General features: G+C 59.1%; 22 protein-coding genes and 1 pseudogene. 8 read left to right on the top strand and 15 right to left on the bottom strand.

Translation table 11 applies throughout. From position 1 onward, the window contains the following. The first annotated feature begins 228 nt into the window (after positions 1-228). From traA to GHK62_RS13845, 4 genes and pseudogenes are all read left to right on the top strand, one after another. Positions 229-3,537 (top strand): Ti-type conjugative transfer relaxase TraA, encoded by a 3,309-nt coding sequence (gene traA / locus GHK62_RS13860; protein WP_184109018.1) that lies wholly within the window; start codon positions 229-231, stop codon positions 3,535-3,537. Then, positions 3,534-4,100, top strand: a complete 567-nt coding sequence (traF, locus tag GHK62_RS13855; protein WP_153439751.1) for a conjugative transfer signal peptidase TraF — start codon at positions 3,534-3,536, stop codon at positions 4,098-4,100. The genes traA and traF overlap by 4 nt, the downstream gene beginning before the upstream one ends. Further along, entirely contained in the window at positions 4,090-5,253 is a 1,164-nt protein-coding gene (locus GHK62_RS13850; protein ID WP_153439750.1) for a conjugal transfer protein TraB, read from the top strand. The genes traF and GHK62_RS13850 overlap by 11 nt, the downstream gene beginning before the upstream one ends. Positions 5,254-5,269: 16 nt before the next feature. After that, positions 5,270-5,885, top strand: a pseudogene (locus GHK62_RS13845) (TraH family protein). A 254-nt stretch (positions 5,886-6,139) separates the two neighbouring features. On the opposite strand, the gene GHK62_RS13840 reads toward GHK62_RS13845, so the two are convergent. Together GHK62_RS13840 and GHK62_RS13835 are read right to left on the bottom strand one after the other, a co-directional pair. Then, the gene (locus GHK62_RS13840; protein ID WP_153439749.1) at positions 6,140-6,889 is read right to left on the bottom strand and encodes a carbonic anhydrase; all 750 of its coding nucleotides are present in this window, start codon (positions 6,887-6,889) and stop codon (positions 6,140-6,142) included. A 690-nt stretch (positions 6,890-7,579) separates the two neighbouring features. Next, positions 7,580-7,828: a helix-turn-helix domain-containing protein gene (locus GHK62_RS13835; RefSeq protein ID WP_153439748.1), complete on the bottom strand. Its 249-nt coding sequence runs from the start codon at positions 7,826-7,828 to the stop codon at positions 7,580-7,582. 208 nt (positions 7,829-8,036) lie between these two features. Here GHK62_RS13835 and GHK62_RS13830 point away from each other — a divergent pair, with 208 nt between their 5' ends. Beyond that, a complete protein-coding gene (locus GHK62_RS13830; RefSeq protein ID WP_153439747.1) occupies positions 8,037-8,375 on the top strand; it encodes a transcriptional repressor TraM in 339 nt (112 codons plus the stop codon). Here the strand turns inward: GHK62_RS13830 and GHK62_RS13825 are convergent. The 13 genes from GHK62_RS13825 to traI form a co-directional block, all read right to left on the bottom strand. Further along, positions 8,360-9,064, bottom strand: a complete 705-nt coding sequence (locus tag GHK62_RS13825) for an autoinducer binding domain-containing protein (protein WP_184109024.1) — start codon at positions 9,062-9,064, stop codon at positions 8,360-8,362. The genes GHK62_RS13830 and GHK62_RS13825 overlap by 16 nt on opposite strands. 326 nt (positions 9,065-9,390) lie before the next feature. Beyond that, positions 9,391-10,683, bottom strand: a complete 1,293-nt coding sequence (gene trbI, locus GHK62_RS13820; RefSeq protein WP_153439745.1) for an IncP-type conjugal transfer protein TrbI — start codon at positions 10,681-10,683, stop codon at positions 9,391-9,393. Positions 10,684-10,694: 11 nt separating this feature from the next. Then, positions 10,695-11,132: a conjugal transfer protein TrbH gene (gene trbH, locus GHK62_RS13815; protein ID WP_153439744.1), complete on the bottom strand. Its 438-nt coding sequence runs from the start codon at positions 11,130-11,132 to the stop codon at positions 10,695-10,697. Positions 11,133-11,135: 3 nt separating this feature from the next. Next, on the bottom strand, positions 11,136-11,948 hold the full coding sequence (gene trbG / locus GHK62_RS13810; protein WP_153439743.1) for a P-type conjugative transfer protein TrbG: 813 nt from the start codon (positions 11,946-11,948) through the stop codon (positions 11,136-11,138). A gap of 17 nt (positions 11,949-11,965) precedes the next feature. Next, on the bottom strand, positions 11,966-12,628 hold the full coding sequence (locus GHK62_RS13805) for a conjugal transfer protein TrbF (RefSeq protein ID WP_153439742.1): 663 nt from the start codon (positions 12,626-12,628) through the stop codon (positions 11,966-11,968). 25 nt (positions 12,629-12,653) lie between these two features. After that, positions 12,654-13,796, bottom strand: a complete 1,143-nt coding sequence (gene trbL / locus GHK62_RS13800) for a P-type conjugative transfer protein TrbL (RefSeq protein ID WP_184109022.1) — start codon at positions 13,794-13,796, stop codon at positions 12,654-12,656. Positions 13,797-13,836: 40 nt separating this feature from the next. Next, the gene (gene trbK / locus GHK62_RS13795; protein WP_153439740.1) at positions 13,837-14,013 is read right to left on the bottom strand and encodes an entry exclusion protein TrbK; all 177 of its coding nucleotides are present in this window, start codon (positions 14,011-14,013) and stop codon (positions 13,837-13,839) included. Further along, positions 14,007-14,810 (bottom strand): P-type conjugative transfer protein TrbJ, encoded by an 804-nt coding sequence (gene trbJ, locus GHK62_RS13790; protein WP_153439739.1) that lies wholly within the window; start codon positions 14,808-14,810, stop codon positions 14,007-14,009. Before trbJ ends, trbK begins: the two co-directional genes overlap by 7 nt. Continuing rightward, entirely contained in the window at positions 14,782-17,238 is a 2,457-nt protein-coding gene (locus GHK62_RS13785; RefSeq protein WP_153439738.1) for a conjugal transfer protein TrbE, read from the bottom strand. The genes trbJ and GHK62_RS13785 overlap by 29 nt, the downstream gene beginning before the upstream one ends. 10 nt (positions 17,239-17,248) lie before the next feature. Continuing rightward, entirely contained in the window at positions 17,249-17,548 is a 300-nt protein-coding gene (locus GHK62_RS13780; protein WP_153439737.1) for a conjugal transfer protein TrbD, read from the bottom strand. Further along, positions 17,541-17,927: a TrbC/VirB2 family protein gene (locus GHK62_RS13775; RefSeq protein ID WP_153439736.1), complete on the bottom strand. Its 387-nt coding sequence runs from the start codon at positions 17,925-17,927 to the stop codon at positions 17,541-17,543. Before GHK62_RS13775 ends, GHK62_RS13780 begins: the two co-directional genes overlap by 8 nt. Continuing rightward, complete coding sequence (trbB, locus tag GHK62_RS13770; protein ID WP_184109016.1) at positions 17,917-18,894, bottom strand: P-type conjugative transfer ATPase TrbB; 978 nt, start codon at positions 18,892-18,894, stop codon at positions 17,917-17,919. The genes GHK62_RS13775 and trbB overlap by 11 nt, the downstream gene beginning before the upstream one ends. 10 nt (positions 18,895-18,904) lie before the next feature. After that, positions 18,905-19,528 (bottom strand): acyl-homoserine-lactone synthase, encoded by a 624-nt coding sequence (traI, locus tag GHK62_RS13765; protein ID WP_153439734.1) that lies wholly within the window; start codon positions 19,526-19,528, stop codon positions 18,905-18,907. A 378-nt stretch (positions 19,529-19,906) separates the two neighbouring features. On the opposite strand from traI, the gene repA reads away from it, so the two are divergent. From repA to repC, 3 genes are all read left to right on the top strand, one after another. Continuing rightward, entirely contained in the window at positions 19,907-21,130 is a 1,224-nt protein-coding gene (gene repA, locus GHK62_RS13760) for a plasmid partitioning protein RepA (RefSeq protein ID WP_167528240.1), read from the top strand. Then, positions 21,127-22,158, top strand: coding sequence for a plasmid partitioning protein RepB (gene repB / locus GHK62_RS13755; RefSeq protein WP_153439732.1), 1,032 nt, complete (start codon positions 21,127-21,129; stop codon positions 22,156-22,158). The genes repA and repB overlap by 4 nt, the downstream gene beginning before the upstream one ends. Positions 22,159-22,353: 195 nt before the next feature. Next, entirely contained in the window at positions 22,354-23,553 is a 1,200-nt protein-coding gene (gene repC, locus GHK62_RS13750) for a plasmid replication protein RepC (protein ID WP_153439731.1), read from the top strand. Positions 23,554-25,156 lie beyond the last annotated feature (1,603 nt).

Genomic DNA, 25,156 nt, shown 5'->3' with positions numbered 1-25,156 from the left:
TGTCTTTCGAGGGCAGTCTTTCGGAACGGAGTGCGGAACGCACTACTGTGAATCCTACAATCGCCAAGGGCGATGCTTTGGTGAATGATCCCGGCCGTTCCGAAGGAGCGGCTTCCAAGGGCGCAATTATACGTCGCTGTCGCGACGTCTTGGCTCGAGAGAGCCCTGGCGGGGCCGCCGCTCCCGACGAACCCGTTGATCTGTTCGCTATCGGGAGCTCAGTGCGTCGTGGCCGTTCCTCATTTTTCCGTCAGCGTCGTCGCCCGCGGCTCCGGCCGCAGTGCCGTGCTGTCCGCGGCCTATCGCCACTGCGCGAAGATGGAGTATGAGCGGGAAGCCCGAACGATCGACTACACCCGCAAGCAAGGCCTGCTTCACGAGGAGTTCGTCATTCCCGCCGATTCACCGGAATGGTTGCGGTCGATGATCGCCGATCGCTCGGTCTCCGGTGCGTCCGAAGCCTTCTGGAACAAGGTCGAGGATTTTGAGAAGCGCGCCGACGCCCAGCTCGCCAAGGACGTCACGATCGCGCTGCCGACCGAACTGACGGTCGAGCAGAACATCGTGATGGTCCGAGACTTCGTCGAACGGCATGTGACCGCCAAGGCAATGGTCGCGGACTGGGTCTATCACGATGCACCGGGCAACCCCCACGTCCACCTGATGACGACGTTGCGACCCCTCACCGAGGCTGGCTTCGGCGCCAAAAAGGTCGCTGTCCTTGGACCGGATGGCAATCCAATCCGCAACGATGCCGGCAAGATCGTCTACGACCTATGGGCCGGAAGCCTCGACGACTTCAACGCGCTTCGCGACGGCTGGTTTGCCTGCCAGAACCGGCATCTGGCGCTTGCCGGTCTCGACATTCGCATCGATGGTCGTTCCTTCGAAAAGCAGGGTATCGAGCTTAAGCCGACCATTCACCTCGGAGTCGGCACCAAGGCGATCGAGCGGAAATCAGCGGCCGATGAGCAACCACTTTCGCTCGAGCGCCTGGACCTACAGGAGGAACGGCGGGCCGAAAATGCCCGGCGCATTCAGCGCCGGCCGGAGATCGTTCTCTACCTGATCACGCGCGAGAAGAGCGTCTTCGACGAACGCGACGTGGCGAAGATCCTGCATCGCTATATCGACGACCCCGCTTTGTTCCAGAGTCTGATGGCACGTATCCTGCAGAGCCCCGAGACGCTCCGTCTCCAACGCGAGCGGATCGCGTTTGTGACCGGCATCCGGGTGCCGACAAAATACACGACGCGAGAGCTAATTCGGCTGGAAGCGGAGATGGCGAGCCGTGCTATCTGGCTCTCACGACAATCCTCGCATGGCGTCCGGGAAGCGGTGCTGCAGGCGACAGTCGCGCGCCATTCACGCCTGTCGGAGGAGCAGAAGGCGGCCATCGAGCATGTCGCGGGTGCCGAGCGGATCGCCGCCGTCATCGGCCGCGCCGGTGCGGGCAAGACGACGATGATGAAGGCGGCGCGCGAGGCGTGGGAAGCTGCCGGCTATCGTGTCGTTGGCGGCGCGCTTGCCGGCAAAGCAGCCGAAGGTTTGGAGAAGGAAGCAGGCATAGTCTCCCGCACGCTTTCGTCCTGGGAGCTTCGCTGGAACGGAGGCCGAAGCCAGCTCGACGCAAAGACTGTCTTCGTTCTTGATGAAGCCGGCATGGTGTCGTCGCGGCAGATGGCACACCTGGTCGAAGCAGTGACGAAGGCCGGCGCCAAGCTTGTCCTGGTCGGCGATCCAGAACAGCTTCAGCCGATCGAAGCGGGGGCCGCCTTCCGCGCCATTGCCGATCGCATCGGCTATGCCGAACTCGAAACAATCTATCGTCAGCGCGAGCAGTGGATGCGCGATGCCTCGCTCGACCTCGCCCGCGGCAATGTCTGCAAGGCCATCGAAGCGTACCGCGCCAATGGCAGGATGATGGGCTCCGATCTCAAAGCTCAAGCTGTCGAAAACCTCATCGCCGATTGGGACCGGGACTACGATCCCACTAAGACGACATTGATTCTGGCCCATCTCAGGCGTGATGTGCGCATGCTCAACGAGATGGCGCGCGCCAAGCTCGTCGAGCGTGGAATCCTTGGCGAGGATTTTGCTTTCCGGACGGAGGATGGAAACCGCCGCTTCGCGCCGGGCGACCAGATTGTTTTCCTCAAGAATGAAGGCTCGCTTGGCGTCAAGAACGGCATGCTCGGCAAGGTCGTCGAAGCCGCTCAAAACCGCATCGTCGCGGAGATCGGCGAAGGCGAGCATCGCCGCCGGGTCAGGGTCGAGCAACGCTTCTACAACAATCTCGATCATGGCTATGCGACCACGATCCACAAGAGCCAGGGGGCCACTGTCGACCGGGTGAAGGTGCTCGCCTCGCTCTCCCTCGATCGGCATCTGACCTATGTGGGGATGACCCGTCATCGCGAGGATCTCGGTGTCTATTACGGCGCCCGATCCTTCGCCAAGGCGGGCGGCTTGATACCGATCCTGTCGCGGAAGAATTCGAAGGAAACGACGCTCGATTACGAGAAGGCCACCTTCTATCGCCAGGCGCTGCGTTTTGCCGAAGCGCGCGGCCTGCACCTCGTCAACGTTGCCCGTACGATCGCCCGTGACCGGCTCGAATGTTCGATCCGGCAGAAACAGAGATTGGCCGATCTGGCCCACCGTCTCGTTGCCGTCGGCGCGCGGCTGGGCCTCGCCGTCGGTGCAAAAACAACCAAGTCACAAAACATCAAGGAGACCAGGCCGATGGTTGCCGGTATTTCCACGTTCCCGAAATCGCTCGAGCACGCAGTCGCCGACAAGCTCGAAGCCGATCCCGGCTTGAAGAAGCAATGGCAAGACGTCTCGGCGCGCTTCCATCTCGTCTATGCGCAGCCGGAAGCCGCCTTCAAGTCCGTCAATGTCTACGCCATGCTGAAGGATGAGAACGCAGCCAAGTCGACGCTCGCGAAGATCGCCAGCCAGCCGGAAAGTTTTGGTGCGCTCAAGGGGAAAACCGGCTTGCTCGCGGGCCGCGCCGACAAGCAGGACCGAGAACGCGCGGAACGCAATATTCCTGCTCTGGCCCAAAGTCTCGGCGACTACTTGACCCAACGCAACCGCGCAGAACAACGCTATCGGGCGGACGAGCTGGCGGTCCGCCGCAAGGTCTCGATCGATATCCCGGTGCTGTCTCCAAGTGCGCGCCAGACGCTGGAGCGAGTGCGTGACGCCATTGATCGCAACGATCTTCCTTCGGCGCTCGAATTCGCTCTCGCCGACAAAATGGTAAAGGCAGAACTGGAGGGATTTGCCAAAGCGGTCGCGGAGCGTTTCGGCGAGCGCACCTTCCTGCCCCTGGCCGCCAAGGATACGAATAGCGGGACCTTCAAGACGATCACCGCGGGCATGAGCCCCGGTCAGAAGGCAGAGGTCCAGTCGGCATGGAACACGATGCGTTCGGTGCAGCAACTCAGTGCCCATGAGCGAACAACCGAAGCCCTGCAGCAGGCTGAGACGCTGCGGCAGACCAAGAGCCAGGAGCTGTCGCTGAAATGACCGTTCCTCTCATTGAGACTGCGCCGATGAGGCGATCAGGTAAGCCGCTGCTTCTTGTCTTGGCGACAATCACTGCAGCGCTTCTCGGGGCGATCTCGGTCGTCTGGTTCGGCGACTATCGGGTCAATCTCACGCCGAGCGAACCGCTTGGTCTCTGGCGTATCGTCAGACTTGATCGCCCGGCCGCCGTTGGCGACCTCGTCTTCATTTGCCCTCCTCTAACCGCGACGATGCGTCAGGCGCGAACACGCGGTTATTTGCGCCCCGGCCTGTGCGCGGGCGGCGTCGCGCCGCTCATCAAGACGGTTGTCGCCGTTGCAGGACAGCGGGTCGAAGTGGGCGCCAGCATCAACGTGGACGGCCGTTCGGTTCCCTCCTCCAGCGTGGCACAGCGAGACGGACAGGGACGGCCAATGGTGCGGTTCCCAGGCGGGACAGTCGCGGCAGATTACGTCTTCCTGCACTCGCCGTTCTCGGGCTCCTACGACTCCCGCTATTTCGGTCCTGTCCCGGCTGCGGGAATTCTCGGCTTGGCGCGAGAGGTGTTGACCTATGCGCCGTGATCACTTCCGGCCGGCACTTCTGGTCATCGCTTCGATTGGTGCCGGAGCGATCGGATGGAATGGTCATGTCGTGCTTCTTCCGGTCGCGCTTGTCTTCCCGGTCCTCTGGTCACGGGCGCGAACCAGATCCGTGGCGGCGCTTGTCTCGGCGGGATACTTCCTCATGGCATCGCGCGGTCTGCCGCAGGGGGTAGCGGCCTTTTACGCGACCGATCTCTGGCCGGGCTTGGCTCTATGGCTGTGCGCCTCAGTGAGCTTCGTCACGGTGCATGCGGTGCTTTGGACGAAACGCTCCGGCGTTCGCCAGTTTCGCTATCTCCTGGCGGCCGCCCTTACGGCGCTTCCACCCTTCGGCATCACCGGCTGGGCACATCCTATAACGGCGGCGGGTGTCCTGTTTCCCGGATGGGGATGGTGGGGACTGGTTGCGGCGACGGCCGGCCTCATGGGCCTCATAACCCGCATGTGGCCGGCTGTCGCACTCGCCTTCTTAGGCTTTTGGTTTTGGTCCGCCGCAAACTGGACCGATCCGAAACTACCCGAGGGCTGGCAGGGCGTCGATCTCGAAGTGGGGGCTTCGCTGGGCCGTGACGCCAGTATTCAGCGTCATCGTGATCTGATTGCCACGGTGAAGAACATCGGATCTGAACGCATTTCGAGTGTCGTCTTGCCCGAAAGCAGCCTGGGCTTCTTGACACCGACTGTCGAACGCCTCTGGGTCGAGGCTCTGCAGGGAACCGAAATTTCCGTCGTCGCTGGTGCGGCCACAATCGATGCGGAGGCATATGACAATGTGCTCGTCTTGCTCTCCGCTGACGGCGGCAGGCTTCTATATCGCGAGAGAATGCCTGTCCCGGGCTCAATGTGGCAGCCGTGGCGGTTGTGGCTGGGGACAAGCGGCAGTGCCCGAGCTAACTTCTTTGCCAATCCAGTTGCGACTGTGGGCGATCGCCAGGTCGCGCCCCTCATTTGCTATGAGCAGCTCGTCGTCTGGCCGGTACTGCAATCGATGCTCCACGACCCAGACCTGATTTTAGCAGTCGGAAACGGATGGTGGACCAAGGGGACATCCATCGTCGCAATCCAGCGCGCGATTGCCGTCGCATGGGCGAAGCTCTTTGCAAGACCACTTGTTCTTTCCTTCAACACGTGAAACCCGAGGAGACGTCATGTTGGAGGCTGCCCTAATCGAAAAATGCGCCGATCCTTCTCTCAAGCCCGCCATTGTCGAGCAGCTCGGCGCGGCTGTCGGCTCGACGGACCCCGTGGCCGTTTCCGTCAAATCGGGTGGCCGATTGATTCTTGTGTCGAAGGCGACTTCGGCCAACGAAGCGATGGCGATCGTGAAGCAATATGCCGGTCAGGCGGTGGTTCGTGTCGGGCTGACACAGTTTCCGGCGGGCTTCTGCGTAAAGAACGCAGCGGACCTTCAGCCGAATCTCGTCGATGCCTGCGAAACCCTTCCCCAAGGGAACCTCCATGTTTGCCAAGGTTCTAAGGATCGTTGCCAAGTGGTACGGCAATCCCAAGAGTGAAGGCGTCTTCGCTCAGATATTCGAGGACGCCGTCTACGCATGGAAAACGGGTGAGTTCGAAGGTGCGGGCGTGTTTCAGGCAGAGGATCCCGGAGGAACGGTGGAGATATTCGGTGCTACGCCTTCGAGCCTTGAGGAAGACACCGGCAGAGATAGCGACCCGAAGGCATCGCAGCTAGACGACCGCGGGGAACTCGGTGTCGCGGCGGCGGAGATGCGGATCGACCTGTCTAGAATTGGCGGAACCTGACTGTCCGAAGGGCGCCTAGGTTTCTGAAAGGGAATTCCGCACCGTCCTCTTCTTTGAGGATAACTTCGTTGCCCTCGTCGTTGGTGGAGCGATCCATACCGATATGGCCTTGTCCTTGAAGCCTTTTGCAGCGAAGGCGTCCTTAGGCAGGCATTGCCGCGAAAAGGCTCTTGTGCAAGCCGATTTGACAGGGCAGCGCCTTGCCAAAGTGAGCCGGCGGCCGTCACGACAACTGACAGCCGCCGAAGAGTTAATTAAATGGAGCTCAAAATGTAGCGGCGGTTGCCGGAAACGGCCGGGCGCGCATTCATCGAGTGGAGCGCGGTGAACCTCTTGATGTCCGCGGGATCGACCTCGATCGGGTCCATCGCCACCATCCAGTCGACAATCTCGCTGCAGGGCGGGGTGGTGAGCGATCCCTCATAGGCCCAATATTTGAGCGAGGCGGGCAGCAGACCCGTCGGATCAACGCCGTTGAGGGCAATCTCCTCGCCGGCCTTTTGCGGGAACCTTTCCGCGAGACTCGCGAACGTCGAGTTGGCCGCGCCGGGCACCATGAAGACACCGACGACGCCAAGTGCGCCGGTTTCGGCGTGCTTATGGACGAAATGCACCTCCATCTGGAAGTTCTTGCCGTCGACCAAATGTTCGCTCGGCGCGTGGAAATGGTATTGCACGAGATCGTATGTCTTGTCGCCGCGCTTGAGCGTCCCGCTGGCGGCCTTCACCTCGATCGTATGCCCATTGTTGAGCATCGTGCCGCCGCTCCTCCAGTCGGTCGCGAGGTCCGGGATATCGGCCTTGATCGCTCCGGTAATATCGATCGGCGATTGCTGCGAGCCGGCCGAACAGGCACTGTTCTCCTTACTCAAAGAACCCCAATGCTCAGGACCCTCTTGGCCCTCGTAGCTCCAGTGCACACCTTCGGCCGCGTAGGCCGTCTTGACGCAGAGCGGGCAAGCGGCAAGCAGAGCCAAGCCCCGGAGGAAGTCACGCCTTTCCATTCTTATTCCCTTTCGAACGATCGCAAGCGGATGTGCTCGCGGTGACGGGATGTTGTGCTTCCGAACGTGTCCATCAATGTTCGGAATCGCGAAGGTAGATGGCTGCGCGAAGCGCATATCGCCTGCACAATAGCCGCGCCGCAGCCTTGGGACGCTACTGCAGGTCTCCTTAAATTGTGTTCGATTCAAGGACAGGACATCCGGCATTTCAAAGTGCTACAGCAACTTTGCGCGTCTGATAAGACGCGTGGAAACCGTGCTGGGGATGGCGCAGTTGCAGCCGTTGGCGATCGTTTTGTCAGGATCAGTCTTGCACGACCATGACCGTGCGACGCGTTTCGGAGAGAAACTGCGAGCAGCACCGCTTCCATTTTGCGGACCATCTTATTCCAAAGAGCGTCGAGGACGTTCAAAAGCCGTCAGCCCGGATCTAGTGTAGGGCCGGTGCACTGTCAGAAAATTACCTCCTACCTTCATCAGCGAGACTTAAAAGCTCGGCGAGGCTCACGCCGAGAGCTTGCGCCAGCTCATAGAGCGGAATGGGTCAGGTTGCGCCGCCGGCGCTCCAGGCCGCCTAACGACTGTTGGCTAAATCCTGAATGGGCTTGCACGTCCTGACGTCCGCTTCCGACGCAGACCCACGAGTTGCGCTTATCCACATTCGGAAGGTCGCGACCTTTAATATCTTCTCTACTCGTCTAGCTCGATGGTCGATTTAACATGTTCGTCTTGCGACCGCTTCAGCAATTCTGACGCTTCCACGCCCAAGACTGTCGCCAACCGGTCCACGACTTCAATGCTTGCATTGTAGATACTGCGCTCCAGCGAGCTGATGTATGTGCGATCAATATCCGCACGATGAGCAAGCTCCTCCTGCGACAGGCCTTTGGCTTGCCGGGCTGCTCGCAGGTTTCGTGCAAATACCTCTCGAATCTCCATGTTCGAGAGAACAGCGGCTTGATGAGTATCCGACCACGGAGTATCTTCTACAAGCGTTGTGGTAACAGAATACCTACGTGTAGCCGAACAAGAAGAGTCCCGTTTGGGTTTGAGCTTCTCTTCGCCTGAACGGCATACGGCGAGATGAGATTGCGCACGAAGGCAAGGTTTCGGCGACCCAGAGAATGAAGTTCGAGAGGAGCAACGGATGAACGATGTCGTCCCGTGCGAGACGAGCGACGAAAGAGAAGAGAAAGGAACCCTCTACAACTCGATGCAAAAATCAGAACTGGAGGCCTTGGCGATCTCCGCGATTCTCGAACACCGTCGTCTTCTCGCCGCCGATCAAGCTGTTTATGAGGAGTGGACACGCGCGAACGACGACCGGTCAGTCTCCACTGCCGTGCTCAAGAGCTTGCAAGACGAGTATCTGGAGCGCCAGAAGAAATCCGAAGCTCAGCAGGAAGTGCTTTCGCAGATCATAGACGCGCTTGGCTATATCCCTGATGTTCCGGTAGGCGATGAGTCAGGTCAAACCAAACCGTGATCTTTGGCGATCGCGACAAGTTGCGGAACGGTTGCCGCATCGAGCTTTCGACGCGCGCTGTCGAGGTAATGTTGCACCGTTCTTGGATTGATTCCCGTTACGTCTGCGGTTTCCCCGACTTTTTTGCCCTTTGCCGCCCACATGAGGCACATCGCTTCTCTGGGCGAGAGGAGTCGTCTCGGGGCCACAATCGTCGCAGCGGCTATGATCTTCAGGCGGTAGTGGATTGCCAGGACCGCCTGTATTGCTTTTTGCCGATCCTCGAACCTTGAGATATCAGCCTTCTTCTCCGATGATGCAAACGTGAGCATCATCACGGAGCCGTAGCTCCCTTTGACCGGGATCGTCACGCCGCTGCGAATGCCGTGTGCGATCGCTTGCTCTCGAAAGCGCTTGAATTCCGAGGTTCCACGCGCTCGCCAGTCATCAGCCGTCCAAGAAATTGTTTCCATACGACGCTTGGCTTCCGTCACAGCTGGGTCGACAAGGGAATATCGGCTGCCGAGGTAAATATCCTGCCATTTCACGGGATATGAGTTGAATGTACGGAGTCTAACGCCGTCAGTTTGCAGATAAGCGAAACGCTCAAATCCAAAAGAGATCGCGAAGCTTTTCAGACCGCTTTTGATAATACGTTCATCGTGCGCGGCTTCTGCCATGTCTATAAGAGAGCGAAGATCTCCGTTCACTGACTTTTCTCCTGTCTTCTTGGGCAGTTGCGAGCCTCCGATCGTCGCAACTTGGCGCTTATCCATGGTGCGTTTCGGCCGGCCGGGAGCCGCTTGACCATCGGCTCATGACTGCGAAACACCGCACCTGTGGTTTGGCAAGTGAAGCGTAGCCTCCCATGCTGCGCGAGCATGGCCACGGCTGTTGCATCGTAGATGTACTCTCCTTTAACGGGTATTCAAGCCGTCTTGTTCTAAAAGAAGACTCCTGATGAGAGAATTTGCCCCCGGGGCATGACTGCCTCCTGGCGCACAGATTGAATCAACACGCAGGCGCGCGGGGTTGCTTAGCGCCACTGATGAGATGCCGGAAAAATAATGTCCTGATCGACGAGGACGTTGAATTTGTAACCTGGTCGGATACGGATCGTCGGCTGGACGTTCAGATTTTTCGAGATGGTCTGTTCTGCCACACGACCGAAACTCTCCGCGAAATTCCGCCGAGCGGCCTCCGAAGCCGTATCGTGGGCGGCAAGCGTCGAACTCTCAGGCAAAGACTTATCGATTCCGGTACCGATGATCGCTACCAGCGCGGCTGAACCGAAGGTCCGCCAAAGATGGCGGTCCACGTTGTCTCTAAAACCGCCATAGCCTTCCGCGTCCGTTCCGGCCATCCCGTCTATCTGCAGTGTGGACCCGTCCGGAAAAATGAGATCGGTCCAGACAACGAGCACTCTTTCCTGGCCAAAGGACAACTTAGAATCGTAACGGCCGAAGAGCTTGGCGCCTTGCGGGATGAGAAGGCGATAACCGGTGGCGCTGTCATAGATGTTCTGGCTGACTTGTGCGGTTATACGCCCGGGAAGGTCGGAATTGAGGCCGGTGATGAGGGTTGCCGGAATGACTGACCCGCGCTTCAGCTCGTATGGAGACACCTGCGGCACGACCTGGTTCGGTAAGTAGCCGAGGTCCTTGATGTCCTGATTGAAGAAATCCTCCTTCAACGTCTGGCCGTTCGGATCGACGTTCTGTCCCATGAGGCCGGATCTCATCGCAACGTAAACGTCCGATGCACTTTTCGCGGTCGCATTCTCGCGGCTGGTGTCCGTGGGATTTGCCGCGGTCTTCTCGACATCGGAAATATCCACCTTCAACGGTGAGTCCAATGCCGTTGCGCGCGCCTGGAGGCGGGCCATCCGCTGGCGCTGCGCCTCACGGATATATTGCTCGTCCTGCTCGCGCATCAGCCGAGCCTTCCACTCTTCCTCCGACTCGAGCCGCGGTCGGCGCTCTTGTCGTTCCAGCGGTGGGCGCTCGACAGCGGGTTCCTGTTTGTCCTCTTTCTGGACGAGGACGGGTGTTGGCTGAAAGACCTCCTGCCTTTCAGGCTCGCCGATGATGCCGTCCGAGATGCCTTTTTTCAGCTGGTCCCCGAAGTTCGTTGCCGGGGAATTGGATGCGCTGTCGAGATCATTGCCGCGGTTGAAGGTCAGCCCGCGCCACGAAAGACCGATCACGACGACGCCGAAGAACAGCACGATGATGACGATGGCGATGATGATCGGCAGCCGGTTGAGACGGCGCATGCCCTGCTCATCCTCGGCTTTGCCGGACGTGCCGAGCTGAAGCGACTGGACCATCTGTCTCTCCGTCAGTTGCGCCGCATGATTGAAAGTGGACTCGCCGGTGTGGCTCCAGCTGCCGTAGGGGTATAGGCACGGCCGAGCGCGATCGATGGCGTCGTCAGGCGGGCAAGAACCTGGCCGTCAAAACTGTCGAGCGACCACGCAAGTTCGACCGGCTTCTGGTCCTTCTCGACTTTTCCATCGGTGACGACGGTGTAACCCCGTCCCTTCAGGGCCGCCTTGAGGGCAGTGCCATACTCCGAAGTGTCCTTGTCCATCGTGATTGTTGTCGTGGCGACCGGGCCGATCTGTTCGGCAAGCCGACTTGCGATATCGTCGGCGATGGCGCCCGCGGCCGGTCCGCTGACGGCGACGGGGGTGGAGTTCGTGGTGAGAGCATCGTCGACGGTCTGGCAACCGGAAAGGAGCGAGGCGCCGATGACGAAAGGGAGCAGCTTGCGCATCGATCAGCCTCCCCGCCGGATGGTGATCTTCTGTTGTCGCCAGCCGACACCGGAAACAAGGATCGCCTTGTCGACCACATAGTCGACGACCATCATATCGTTCTTCATGCGATAGTTAACGATGCGGTTCTGGCCGCCAGAAACGACGAAGAGGACGGGTGCGTCCTGTCCCGAGATTGACCGGGGGAACTGGATGTAGGTCTTCGAGCCGTCGGAATAGACTCGCTTCGGCTTCCACGAGGCGCTGCCGCTGACAGAATAGGAGAAGTTCAACTTCTCAGGGGCGGTGGTGCCCGGCAAACCGCCGGTCTCAAGCCGGGCATTAATGTCGGCGAGCTTGGTCGAGGTGTCTTCGGGATATTCGAAGCCGACGCGGGCCATGTACTGGCTCGGATGGGACTTGAGCTGGATGTGGTAGGTGCGCCGTGACGTCGTGACCACCATCGAGGTGACGAGAGCCGGCTCGGATGGCTTGACGATCAAATGGATTGCTTGTCCGCCGGTCGCGCCAGAGGTCGCCGGTTCGACCTTCCACCGCACAGTGTCACCGACCAGAACGTCCCGGACGATCTCGCCGCCCTGCAGTTCGATATCGCAAACCTGCAGCGGCGAGCAGACCACGGAGGGTTGGGTTTCGCCGAACAGGAAGACAACTTTCCCATCCGGCCCGGTGGTTACAAGGCCCGGCGTGCCGCGCCACTTCCTGGAAAGGTTCGTTCCCTTCATCTCATTCGATGTCATGCTTTGGGCGAAAGCGCCGCTCGCAAGGACGAGTCCGGCCATGCCGGCGGCTGCGATCAATCCTGTTTTGTGCATTGGAAAATCCCCTACGCTTAAAGCTGTGCTGTCCAGTCGAAGTCCCGGATATAGAGACCGATCGGATTGAGGCGGATCGTCGCCTCGTCCTGCGGCGCGGTCAGCGCGACCGTCGCGATTCCGCGGAACCGGCGCGTGCCGATTTCCTTGCCTTTGCGATCCCGCTCGTATTCGGTCCAGTCGATCTGATAGGTCTGGTTCGACAGCGCCACGATGTTGTTGACCTCGATGGCGATCGTGGATGTCTTTGCCTTCTCGAATGGCGAATTGCCCCGGAACCAGGCGTTGATCTTCTCCGTCGAAGGATCGGAGGTCCGAAGGAGCGCGTAGGTTCGGTCGATATATTGTTTCTGCACCACGGCGTCCGGCGTGATCGAGCGGAAGCTGAATACGAAATTGCCCAGCGTGGCGCGCACCACCCGGACATCCGCATATTCGATCTGCTCCGGGAAACCGGCGGTGACCGACGTGCCGAGGTTGTCAACTTCGATGATGTAAGGCACCAGCCTGACCTGAGTGCTGAGATACATGGCATACCCAAAGCCGATCACGGCCATGGACAGCCCGAGAATACCGACGATGCGCCACGCCGCGGCCGCCTGCACATAAGAACCGTAACGTTCCGTCCATTCCTGGCGCGCGGCAAGATAGGGGTTTTCGGGGGCGCGGTTCGCTGCCATCGATCCATCACTTTCTTGGTTGCTGTTAGTCTTTGCGTTCGGGAGGAGGCTTGTGCCCGCTGGAACTACCGCGGCTCTCATCGAGCTTGGCGTTGGCGAGTCCAAGAATTGAACCTGCATAAGCGCCGGGCGAACCGATCGCCTTCTCCTTTGCCGCGGAACCGGCAGCTTTGCCTGCCGATCCAAACCCGGCGCCGATTCCTCGAAGAGCTGCACCAGCGAACGATGACCCAGTCGCTCTGGCGACCTGACCTGCCGCAAAACCGGCTCCTGTCCCACCTGCTGCGAGGAACCCGGCGCCTGCGGCGAAGGATGCTGCTTGCCCGCCGTGACGGATCGTTTCCATGCCCCCGGTCACCGATGCACCTTGGACAACGCCCTGAATGATATTCGGCACGTAGATCGCAATGATGAAGACGACCACGGCGATCCCGGCAATTGCGAGTGCGGTCTGGAACTGGTCGCCGACTTGGGGCTCATTCGCCAACCCGATGAGGACTTCCGATCCAATGCGGGAGATCATGACTAGCGCCATGAGCTTCATGCCGACCGAGAAGGCGTAAACCAGATAGCGGACGGCGAAGTCTTTGGTGAACGACGACCCTCCAAGGCCAAGCATGATCATTCCGGCAAGCAGGCCGAGGTACATCTCAACCATGACGGAGACAAAGACTGCCGCGACAAGGGAGAAAGAAATGACGACGACCACCATGGCGAAAGCGGCCGAGATCGCGAGCGAATTGTCCTCGAAGAGGCCAAACTGGATTTTTTCGGACATCTTGGTTGCGACGGCGAGCCCGGCGTTGAAGACGTCCGCCGGCGAGGCGGTGCCTCCTCCGGCGCCAATCTGGAAGAGACTGTCGACGACGGCCTTGGCGAAGGTCGGCCCCTGCGCCAGCACGAACGCGAAGAAGCCGACGAACATGATACGCCGGACGAGCTCGGCAAACCAGCTGTCGAGGGACGCTGCCTGAAGGGCAAGCCAGACCGCTGCGGTGCCGATCTCGATGGTAGCAAGAATCCAGAACAATGACTTCGCGGCGTCCATGACGGTGGTTTCCCACCCCTTCGCAGCAGTCGTGATCTGGTTTTGAAGGGACGTCAGTACCGAGCCTTCCTGGGCCAATGCGGGCTGCGCGGCGAATACAGCGAAAGCAGCAAACACCATGGCGACGCGAAGAGCACGGAGTTGTTTCACGTTCATGGGTTCACCATTCGACTTTCATCTTCTGGCCACCCGACGTCGGGTACTCTTTCGACGAGCCGTAGAACTTCGCTCGGCGCTCCAGTGCTGTCTGCTTCTCCGAGATGATGAACCAGATGCCGGCACGGTCGATCGTAAGAATCGTCGCGATTGTGATCAGGATCAGCTTCGTTCTCACCATTCCACCTTCATCTTTTCACCACCGGAAGTGAGGGGAGCGCTCGAGCTGAAGAACTCGTGCCGTCGGGCCTGGGCCAAATCCTTATCGGTCTGTTCGGTCTGCAGCCAGGTGCCCATCATCGTCATCTGCTGCGAGACGAGACCGCGCAATTTCTGCATCTGCGCGACTTGCTGGGCGGCGATTTGATGCCCGACCTGCAGCGCCTTCATCTGGCCATCGGATGACTGCGACATTGAACGCAGCGAGGCCATCGTGTCCTCCTCGCTGTGGAACTGGTCGGCGGTCAGGCTTGCGGCCTTCAGTGTGCTGGCGATCGTGTCGCGGTTTGTGTCCGACCAGGACTGGTAGGACTTCGAAAACGATGCATTGTCAGGCAGGTTCGTCTTCAGGTCAGCATAGCTTTGGAAGCGCTGCTGGAGCACGTCGTCCACATTGCCCATCGAAAACGAAATGCTCTGCCCCTGATCGACAATGTTTCGTAGCTGGTTGAGGTCGCTTTCCACCTGGCCCCACATGTGACTTGGCAGGGTGGCGGTATTCTGAAGCAGGTTCTGATAGATGTTCAGTTGAGTTTCGATCTGTTGCGCAAGCTGACTGATCTGGGTGATTTGATTCTGAATCTGTTCACCGGACTTCCCTACCAGCGAGATTAGCTCACCGTTGTTGAGGACCTGCGTCCATTCGGTCGCAGCACCGGTGGCCGTGCCGGCGTACGTAGGCTCAGTCACATTGATCATTACGGCGAGGGACGTGATGCCGGCGAGCCAGCTAGTCGTGTTTGAGCAACGATGCGGCATCGTGAACTCCTCTCGTGTGTAGCCAATGGACCGGCCAATCGCGGCCATGTGCGGCTTTGAGTGCGCGGATGCGCTTGAGGTCTTCCTTGCCGGAGGCGCCGACGAAGCTCAGCGCCACCGGGCCGAGTGCCATCTCGAAGAGACGCCGGCCCTCGGGCGTCGCAACGTAGTACTCACGCTTCGCGATCGCGGTTGCAACGATCTCGATCTGGCGTTCGTTGAAACCGATCCGTTCATAGAATTCCCGCGTCCCGGGCTCACGAGCCGCAGCGTTCGGTAGACAGATCTTGGTCGGGCAGGATTCCTTCAGCACGTCGATGATCCCGGACCGCTCGACGTCCGATATCGATTGGGTGGCAAGGACCACGGCGCAGTTGGCCTTCCGCAGGACCTTCAGCCATTCCCTGATCTTGTTGCGGAACACGGGGTGCCCCAGCATGAGCCATGCCTCATCGAGCACGATCAGACTCGGTGAACCATCAAGGCGCTTCTCGATCCGTCTGAATAGGTAAGTGAGAACCGGTACAAGATTGCGCTCGCCCATATTCATGATCTGCTCGATTTCGAAGGTCTGAAAGGCGCAGAGGGACAGGCCATCCTCTTCTGCGTCGAGAAGCTGACCCATCGGCCCATCGACCGTGTAGTGATGGAGCGCATCCTTGATCTGGCGCATCTGTACGCCGCTCACGAAATCCGAAAGAGACCGGCCTGGCGCGCTGACCATGAGGCCAATCTGGCGCGAGATGGCGTTTCGATGGTCAGGCGTGATGGTGACGCCTTGCAAGGCGACCAGCATCTCGATCCATTCGGTTGCCCAAGCCCGGTCTGCATCACTGCCGAGTTCGGCCAAGGGGCAGAAGGCCAGTGCCCTCCCCTCGTCCTCATTGTCCCCGCCGATCTCGTAGTGATCGCCGCCCGCAGCGAGCGTCAGCGGCAGGAGCGAACTTCCTTTGTCGAAAGCGAAGATCTGCGCCCGATCGTAGCGTCGGAACTGTGCTGCGATGAGTGCCAGGAGCGTCGACTTGCCCGAACCGGTCGGGCCGAAGATCAGTGTATGGCCGACGTCATCCAGATGGAGGTTGAAGCGAAATGGCGTCGAACCGCTGGCGACCTGCATGAGCGGCGGCGAGTTCGGAGGGTAAAATGGGCAAGGTGCGATTGAGTTTCCCGACCACACGGAATTTAGCGGTGTGAGATCGGCCAAGTTGCTCGTATTGATCAGCGGATCGCGGACATTGCAATACCAGTTGCCCGGCAGGCTACCGAGATAGGCGTCGGTGGCGTTGAGCGTTTCGATCCTCGCACCGAATCCTTCCGCCTGGATAAGTCGGCGGATTGCCTCGGCTTTCTCCTGCAATGCGTGGCGATCGTCGTCGAACAACACGACGACAGGTGTATAGTAGCCGTAGGCGACCAGCTGCGAGGCAGCCTGCGCGATCGCATCCTCAGTCTCCGCGACCATCGTCATGGCATCTTGGTCGAGGGAACGGCTTTGTGTCTGGAACAGCTGATCGAAGAACGGCCTGACCTTTTGCTGCCACTTCTTGCGGGTCCGCTCCAGCTTATGGCGAGCCTCCTCGGCATTGAGGAAGATGAAACGCGATGACCACCGATAAGTTAGCGGCATTAGATTGAGGCTATTCAGGATTCCGGGCCAACTCTCGGCAGGCAAACCATCAATCGCCACGACGCCCAGAAAGCGGTTCTCGACCTTGGGACTGAGGCCGTGCTCGAGCTCGGCCGTGGCGATCCAATCGAGATACATGGGAACGTCAGGGAGCCGGATCGGGTGGCGTTCGCCAGCAATGCAGAAGCGGACGAACTGCAACAGCTCGTCATACCGGGTAATCCGCTCCCCTCCCCTCTCCGCCACCTCGCGCGTTTCCATGCGTTGGATCGAAAGCGTGTTCGCCAGATACTGCTCGATCTCGCGGATGGCGTTCTTGAAGATGAAGAGCACCGTGTCGGCGTAGGAGTTCTTGCGGCTCTCCTCATCGGAGTAAATGTACTTGCTGAGCGCAGTATGCTTCGGTTCCAGCGGTCTGTAGGTCAGGATCAGGGCATGCTTGCTCTCGAAATGTCCCTGCTCGCGCGTGAAGTGCGCCCGGCGCTCGGCGTCGATCGCACGCGTGACCGGATCGGGAAAATGGCAGCGTTCGTCGGATGGGTAGTCGACGGTCGGAATACGGATCGCTTCGACCTGGATCATCCAGCCGCTGCCCAACCGCGAGAGCACCGCGTTGATCTGCCTCGACAGCTCGTTGCGTTCCAGATCGGTGGCACTTTCGGAATCCGGGCCAGCGAAGTACCAACCGGCCATCAGGCTCCCGTCCTTCAAAAGCAACACGCCATTGTCAACTAGGCCCGCATACGGAACGAGATCGGCGAAGGATGGCCCTGTGGCCCGGACGCGTTTCAGAGCTACCATGGCGGCCACCTCAATGCCGCCGCCAAGGCGAACTAGTCGCCTTGTAGTAGGGCTTGTAGGAAACATGCCGCACGTAGACATGCCGCATGAGCGGATCGGACTTCGACATCATTCGGAGCAAGCCGACAATGACGATCCAGACAGCCACCCCGAAAAGGGCCGAATAGATCGTCAGCACGACGAAGATTAGGATGATGGCGGCGAGACCGGTGATGAGCACAAGTTCTCGGTCCGCCCCCATCAGCAAGTTCGGGCGTGACAGGGCTCGATGTATTCGGTTGCGCTGGAGGCGAGACAGGGACTCAGCCATGAGCCCCCTCCCCTTTTCCGTTCGAGCCGCTTGGTGTGGTTTGTTCGTCGGACAATCCGATCGAAGCGCCGGTGGCGCCGAAGAGACCGACGATTTGAGTCGCGCCGAGAAGAATACCGGCGACCAGAACGACGTAGATCAGCCGCCGCGCGAAATCGTTAAGCTCACCGCCGAAGATAAGCATGCCGCCAGCGATCGCTACCGCGGCAAGCGCGATGTAGCCCGCGACGGGGCCAGTGATCGACTCCTGGATTTGCTCGAGCGGTCCTTCCCACGGCAGCCCGCCGCCGCCGGAACTGGCCAGCGCTGGGGCGACCAATACCAGGACCATCGGCGCTGCACGGAGTCCAATGGACGCAACCATATTCTTACGCCACATGCCGCGCCTCCTGTTCTTGTGTGAGTTGACCGGAGTCAATCTCATATTGGCCGTTGGTGAAGCGCTCGACATGGATGACATCGCGCACGCGCCGTCCTCGTGGCGTCCGTTCGATCGAAACGATGAGGTCGACCGCCTCGCCGATCACCTCGTGCATCGGCTGCTGGCTGGCTTCGGCAGTCAGCTGTTCCAAGCGGCGAAGCGCCGACGTCGCTGTGTTCGAGTGAATTGTTGCCACCCCGCCGGCGTGGCCCGTATTCCAAGCTTTTAGAAGCGTCAGCGCGGCGCCGTCGCGAACCTCGCCAACGACAATGCGGTCGGGGCGCAGGCGCATCGTGCTTTTCAGGAGCCGGACCATATCAATGGTATCACTCGTGTGCAGGAGAACGGCGTTCTCAGCCGTGCATTGGATCTCGGCTGTATCCTCCAGGATGACGAGCCGGTCTTCCGGTGCGGTCTTCACAATCTCATTGATCACGGCATTCGCGAGCGTCGTCTTGCCGGAGCCGGTACCACCGGAAATCACAATGTTTAGACGTGAGGCAATCGCGCTACGGATCGTCGCGGCGTGGGCCTCCGTCATGACAGCTGAACGAACGTATTCAATAAGTGGAATTAGGCGTGATGCCCGCCGACGAATAGTAAAGGCCGGCTTGAGAACTACCGGCGGCAATAAGCCTTCAAAGCGATGACCGCCGATCGGGAGTTCTCCGGAGATGATAGGTTGGTCGGTATCCACTTCCGACCGAAGCGCATGGGCGACCGTTCCAATCACCACTTCCGCCGCAGCCGACGACATTTCTCCAACCTGCGCGACACCTTGACCGAGCCGCTCGATGAACAATTTCCCATCCGGGTTCAGCATAATCTCGACGACATTGCTATCGTCTAGTGCAATGCAAAGCTGATTGCCCAGCGCCTCCTGAAGCTTACGGACGAGTCGAAGATGAGAGCGAAGCTGTGTCACGGATTTCTCCTTATGCTGCCTGGCTGTGAGGGGCGAACTCAGACCGGTAGTCGGTAGGGCGGACCTTCAAAAACGCATCCCGAGTGGCGGGCAGAGTGCCCGCCACGGCCTTGGTCACACCGATGGTCCTCGGCTGGCCAAGGCGCTGAAGCGGCCAACCAACGCGGGCGAGGATCCGCTCAAATCGCAGATCGGTCACCGTGACGATCTCCGCGTACCCATTCGTCATGCACCATTCGATGATACCCGCGAACATGGTTAGGGTCGCCTCATGGACCGAGCCGGCTCCCCTTCCCTCCGCAAGGGTCGTGTCGACGCAGAAGCGAGAGCTCTCGATCATGAAACGATGAGCGTTCAATCCCTCGCCCGGTAGAAGTGAGGGAAAGACCTCAGTCAGCATGGTTGGGCCCAGGGCGGGCAGTAGCCGGGCGCATCCTGCCACGCGCCCGCTCTCCGAAACGGCTAGGACGTAGGTCGGTTGAAGCTCATCAAAAGGGTCAGATTCCTGACCGTCGGAAACGCTAACCTCCCAGCCCAGCCGATCAGAAAAGACTCGCGCTCGCAGCCGGTGGTGTTGTTCGAGTAGTCGCTTCTCCCGAAAATCCGGGCGTGCAGAAATCGCAATCACCTGCATGGTTCTCTCCGTCGTTGAAAATCGTTGCGGAGATGAGCACGGATCAGAATCGTTGGGCAGTTGTAGAATTCGACAAGATTAGTGGAGCTGAGTCGGGCACCGCCTTGCTGTCAAGAACCTCCTTGACGCGGTTCGGAGCGCCAGCTTTGATTGTAAGATTCACAGGAGAACAATCCGGGATCAGGAAGTTGGAGAGTTTCGGCTAACCCTCGGAGCGGGAACAGAAAAAGCCGAGAAGCCGCTTGCTGGGGTGCTAGGAAACTTTCGCCTCGTTAAACTTTTGTTAACGCTAAACTTCTGGACGGGCTCGGGAGAATCGTGTTCTACCTTTGGCGGGCAAACGCGGGTAAACCGGCGGAAGGCCGCCAAGAGGGATCAATGGCGATAGCAAACCGAGTGGAATCAGTTGTTAGCTCGCAGGAAGATGCGGGCAGCAAAATCACGCGGCATGCCGGACTTCTGTCCGGGCAGCTGCAGCAACTCAGAACTCGGATGTATCCGCCAACGTCGGAAAAGACGCTTCGACCGTTCTTGACCAACGAAGTGTCGAAGCTGACGTCCATACCCGATTCCACTCTGAAGCTCATGTCCACGGAAGGACGAGGGCCGGTTCCCAGCAGGCTGGAAAACAACCACCGCGTCTATACATTGGCCCAGATCAACGAGTTGCGAGAGCTGTTCGCAAAGCAGAAACCCGCGGAGGCCTTGCGCTTTCTTCCTCGCCGTCGCCCCGGGGAGCACCTTCAGGTTGTTGCGATAGCCAACTTCAAGGGCGGCAGCGCGAAGACGACTACCTGCGTCCACCTTTCCCACTATCTGGCTCTGCACGGCTATCGCGTTCTAGCACTCGACTTGGATCCTCAAGCATCCCTGTCCGCTATGTTCGGTGCGCAGCCAGAGATCGACGTCGGGTCGAACGAAACGATCTATGCCGCTTTGCGCTATGACGACGCTGAACGTCGCCCAATCCGCGAGATCATCCGCAAGACATACTTTGATGGTATCGACCTCATTCCGGGCAACTTGGAAGTCATGGAATATGAGCACGAAACGCCGCGGGTCTTGGCAAACAAATCTAGCTCGGGCGCAATCTTCTTTGAGCGCTTGAAGCTCGCTCTTTCAGAAGTCGAGTCGGACTACGACGTCGTGGTTCTCGATACTCCACCGTCGCTCGGTTTTTTGACGCTCGGCGCGATATATGCAGCGACGAGCATGATCATAACGGTGCATCCGGCCATGCTGGACGTTGCATCAATGAGCCAATTCCTTCTCATGATGGGCGATCTTATTAGCGTGCTGAATGAGAGCGGCGCTCAGCTTGACCAAGATTTCATCCGCTATCTCGTGACAAGGCACGATCCCAATGATGCCCCGCAGTCTCAGGTTGTTGCTATGCTTCGACATCTGTTCGGGGACGATGTTTTGTTGCCTACGGCCATCGAGAGCACGGCAGTTGAGGCCGCCGGCCTCGCGAAACGCTCGGTATACGAGCTCGAAATGGGACAGATCGGACGCGAAACCCAGAAGCGCGCCCGCGAGGCCGTAGACGCCGTGAACGAGGCGATTGTCCGCCTTATCAACGACAGTTGGGGGCGAACATGAGTAAATCTTCTCGTAAATCGATTGTGGCCAGCTTCGGACTGCTTTCTGCAGAGCTGGAGAACAAACTGGCGAGCGATCAACATCCAGCGACCCCTATCCCGTCCGCAGGGAAACGTGTCGGGGCTGGTGTCATCGGCGCGACCCACCGAGCGATTGGCGAAATTCGATCAGAGCGAGATCAGTTGAAGGCCCTCATCGAGTCGGGCGGGGGTGCGATTCGCGAGCTAGATCCCAGCCTCATCGACCCCTCCCCTTACCCCGACAGACTGCCGGACGATGACGAGACGAACTTCGAAGCGTTCAAACGTTCAATTGAGACCGAGGGGCAAAAGGTTCCTGTCCAGGTCCGGAAACACCCCTCGTCGCCTGATCGCTACCAGATCGTCTACGGTCACCGGCGCTGGCTTGCCGCCAAACAACTCGGCAGGCCGGTTCGCGCCATTGAGGTTGAGATTTCCGATCTCGATCTGGTTCTCGCGCAAGGAATCGAGAATGCAAGCCGGCAGGACCTGACCTGGATTGAGCGCGCGCTGTTCGCGTCGCGCATGGATGGTGCAGGGATTAAGCCACGCTATATCTACGCAGCGCTTTCGATTGAGGACGCTGAGCTGGCGCGTATGCGGAATGTCTATCGCATCGTGCCGGCGGACGTCATCGAGGCTATCGGGCGGGCACCAAAGATCGGCCGGCCGCGTTGGCTGGATCTTGCCAAGGCGGTCGCCACCGATCCGGCCACTCTCGATTCCATTCGCGCTGCATTGCAAAGGAAAATCGACGGTGCCGAAAGTTCTGACCAGAGGTTTCAGCGTGTCCTGAAGACTATCAAGCCGACCGCCAACCAGGGCGTTGAGCCAATTCCAATTTCGGATGGTTCCGGCACGAGACTTGGCGGCTTGATGGTGTCCCCGAAAGAGGTGCGTCTCTTGGCTCAGGGTTCACTTGGGATCGAATTCTTAAGGTTTGTTGAGGCGGAGCTGCCTGGCTTGGCCGAGCGCTTTGCCCGCCAGCGCGAACAGGAAAATCCCTGACAGCTGTCAGGAATGGAATTTATTGAGGAAAGGAAGCGCCGCAAAAGAAAAAGGCCCCCAAACGTTGCCGTCGTGGAAGCCTCTCTCTGAGTGTGACAACTAGAGAATCGCATTTCCCCGAATCCCAGTCAAGAGTCTTTGGCACCGTTTTTTGGTGAGTGGATTTCTTTTGCCTTTTTTAAAGGGTGAAGGATTATGCAGAGTGGAAGCGTGACGACGCCCTTCGGGCGGCGATCGATGACGCTTGCGTTGGTTCGCCAACAAATTGCCGCGACCCGGATAAGGCCCGGCAAGTCGATCGACAAATGGAAAGTCTTTCGGGACGCTTCCGAAGCGCGCGAATTGCTCGGGCTGCAGGACCGCAGCCTCGCCGTACTTAACGCGTTGTTGAGTTTTTATCCTGACAATGAACTCCGTCAGGATGCGCAGCTCATAGTCTTCCCGTCTAATGCGCAGCTGATACTCCGCGCCCATGGCATTGCTGGGGCTACGCTTCGTAGACATCTCGCCCTTCTGGTTGAGGCGGGTCTAATCGTCCGTAAGGACAGTGCCAATGGAAAACGCTACGCCCGAAAGGATCGGTTTGGCGAGATCGAAAGCGCTTTTGGATTCGATCTCTCGCCCCTCCTCACCCGCGCTGAAGAACTCGCTCAAATGGCGCAACGGGTCGCTGCGGCTCGCACGGCCTTCAGGAGAGCGAAAGAAAACCTCACAATCTGCCGCCGGGACGTGTGCAAGCTCATCACTGCCGCGATCGAAGAGGGCGCGGGCGGGGATTGGGCGAAGATTGAGTCCACGTACGTCGAGCTAGTCCGCCGTATACCGCGCGCCCCAAGCCTTTCCGAGTTGTTGGGCCTTCTCGATGAAATGACTATGCTGCGGGAGCACGTCCTTACCACGTTGAATTTCCAAACAAATTCCGAGAATTATAGCACCAATGATGCTCACAATGAGCACCACAAACAGAATTCAGATACCGAATCCATATATGAACTTGAACCTCGCTCTGAGGAAGAGCTGGAAGCCAAGCCGAGTGCAGGCCACAACAGCCCGAGCGAACCGCCGAAGACGTTTTCACTGCAAATGGTGCTTAAAGCGTGCCCAGAGATTGTGGCATACGGTCCCTCCGGCACGATACGCAACTGGCGGGACCTGATGGTCGCGGCCGTCGTCGTGCGGTCGATGCTTCGGGTCAGCCCATCGGCTTACCAGGAAGCATGTGAGACCATGGGGCCGCAAAATGCCGCCGTCACAATCGCTTGCATCCTGGAGCGAGCAGAGCAGATCAACTCCGCAGGCGGGTACCTCCGAGATCTGACGTCGAAGTCGAAGCGTGGTGTATTTTCGCTTGGGCCTGCTCTAATGGCCCGGCTCAGGGCACAAGGGGAAAGGTGACAAAAGAAAGTCCCCTAACCGGGAGGAGCAACAACCGAAACCCTGACAACTGTCAGGCTTTCGGTTGGCGCCTAATCAAGATGGCGAGCATCGACTTCGCTACCTCGAGGCAGGTATGGCGAGATGTTGTGATGATGACGGCGTTCACGAGGGCGACCGACTTTGACTAGCACATGGTTTTAGAATCCTCTGTGAAGTACCACTAGAGGCGATGGCTATGGTCTCAAGTTGGGTTCAGCGACCGCCTAAAGCCCTGCTATTTGAGCGAAACACGGCGGGACGCAGTTGGCGACCGCAAGATCGACCCACTGCCCCGTCACCCCTGCCCCTTACCCGTAGCTTCAACTGCTTAGAAAATCTCGTGGCCGGGAGAGAACCTCTCTAGAGTCTCTCATTGTGTCTGGCCACGCCGGCGTTAGGAACCAAGCTTGTGCACAGGCCGGCGTGATCTTGAACTCCGGAGCATAGCGACCTTCTGAAAGGTCCACCTGCCTGCCCAGTCGGGACAGGGGGACTGTAGCTATGTGCAGTTCACACTAATGCTCTTAAAGCGCATCGAGGGCACCTAGCGATCAGTTTTACAGGACGTGAGTAAGCTCTACCGCGAAGAACCAGATGGTACGCCCCGCTGAAGGGCGGGTCCCCTTTTGACCCCGACACCGCAAGCCTGGAGCGCACGCGACCTACGGATACTCTACGTGGCTTCGCGTTGGACCAGCCTCGAACAGAGATCGTCACGTGTCATTTTCGCCCCGAGCAATCATCTTCTCATGCAAACTACGCCCACGCGAAGGGCCCGTTCGAGATTTACACGACCGTGCGATACATGAATGCCCAAAGGTCTTCGGGTCCCTTGTGATTTACCTCGTGGAGATAAGCCGAAACACAACACGTTCCCCGACGCGCGCGGCCATGCGTGACTTTGGAAAGCTGATGGTGCTTCTTGAAGACCTTGCTGCAACGAAAATGCCGCGTCTGCGGAGCTCTCATCTCAAGCATCTACGCATCCGGCGAGGAATGTATAGGAGGGACCCCGGCTGGAGAGATCGATCAGAAGCGTCCGGCTGTTCTGGCCCGATGAGCTGCGGTCGGGTCAAAAACCCTGACAGTTGTCAGGGTTTTTGATGCCCCATCGCAAGGGATAGTCTCTCTAGAAGCAGGAGGTGAGGCCGGATTGGCTGCATGGTCGATGGGCGAAAAGAATGCATTCTATTGTTTCGTCGAATCAACGTTCAGGAGCTTGGGTTAGTTTCCGCGAAGACGTTCGGCCGACGTGAGATCGGCTGCGCACGGAGCGGAAATGAGCGCCGCGCCAGACGGTTGAGCCGAGACGCGGTGAGCGTCTTGTCGGCACAGATGCCGCGCAAAATCTCGTTGCAAAGGCCACCGATCAGGCGCGCGAGCCAACCATGTTGCACAATGAGATCGCCAATAGGAAGCGCAGTCGATCATCTGCACATCTGTCACCTGGTCGTCGGGCGACGACGTGCCCGATGACCATGTTCTCCCTTAGAACAGCTGCCGTAGGGCGCCTCCAAGTCAACAGACGTACCACCGGGCCGTTTCTCCGTTTCTTGCGGTAATAGCGAGCCGCGGGCTTTGC

It is taken from the genome of Sinorhizobium terangae (assembly GCF_009601505.1).
Taxonomy (GTDB): Bacteria; Pseudomonadota; Alphaproteobacteria; order Rhizobiales; family Rhizobiaceae; genus Sinorhizobium; species Sinorhizobium terangae.
This window is presented reverse-complemented; position numbering and strand designations above follow the sequence as displayed.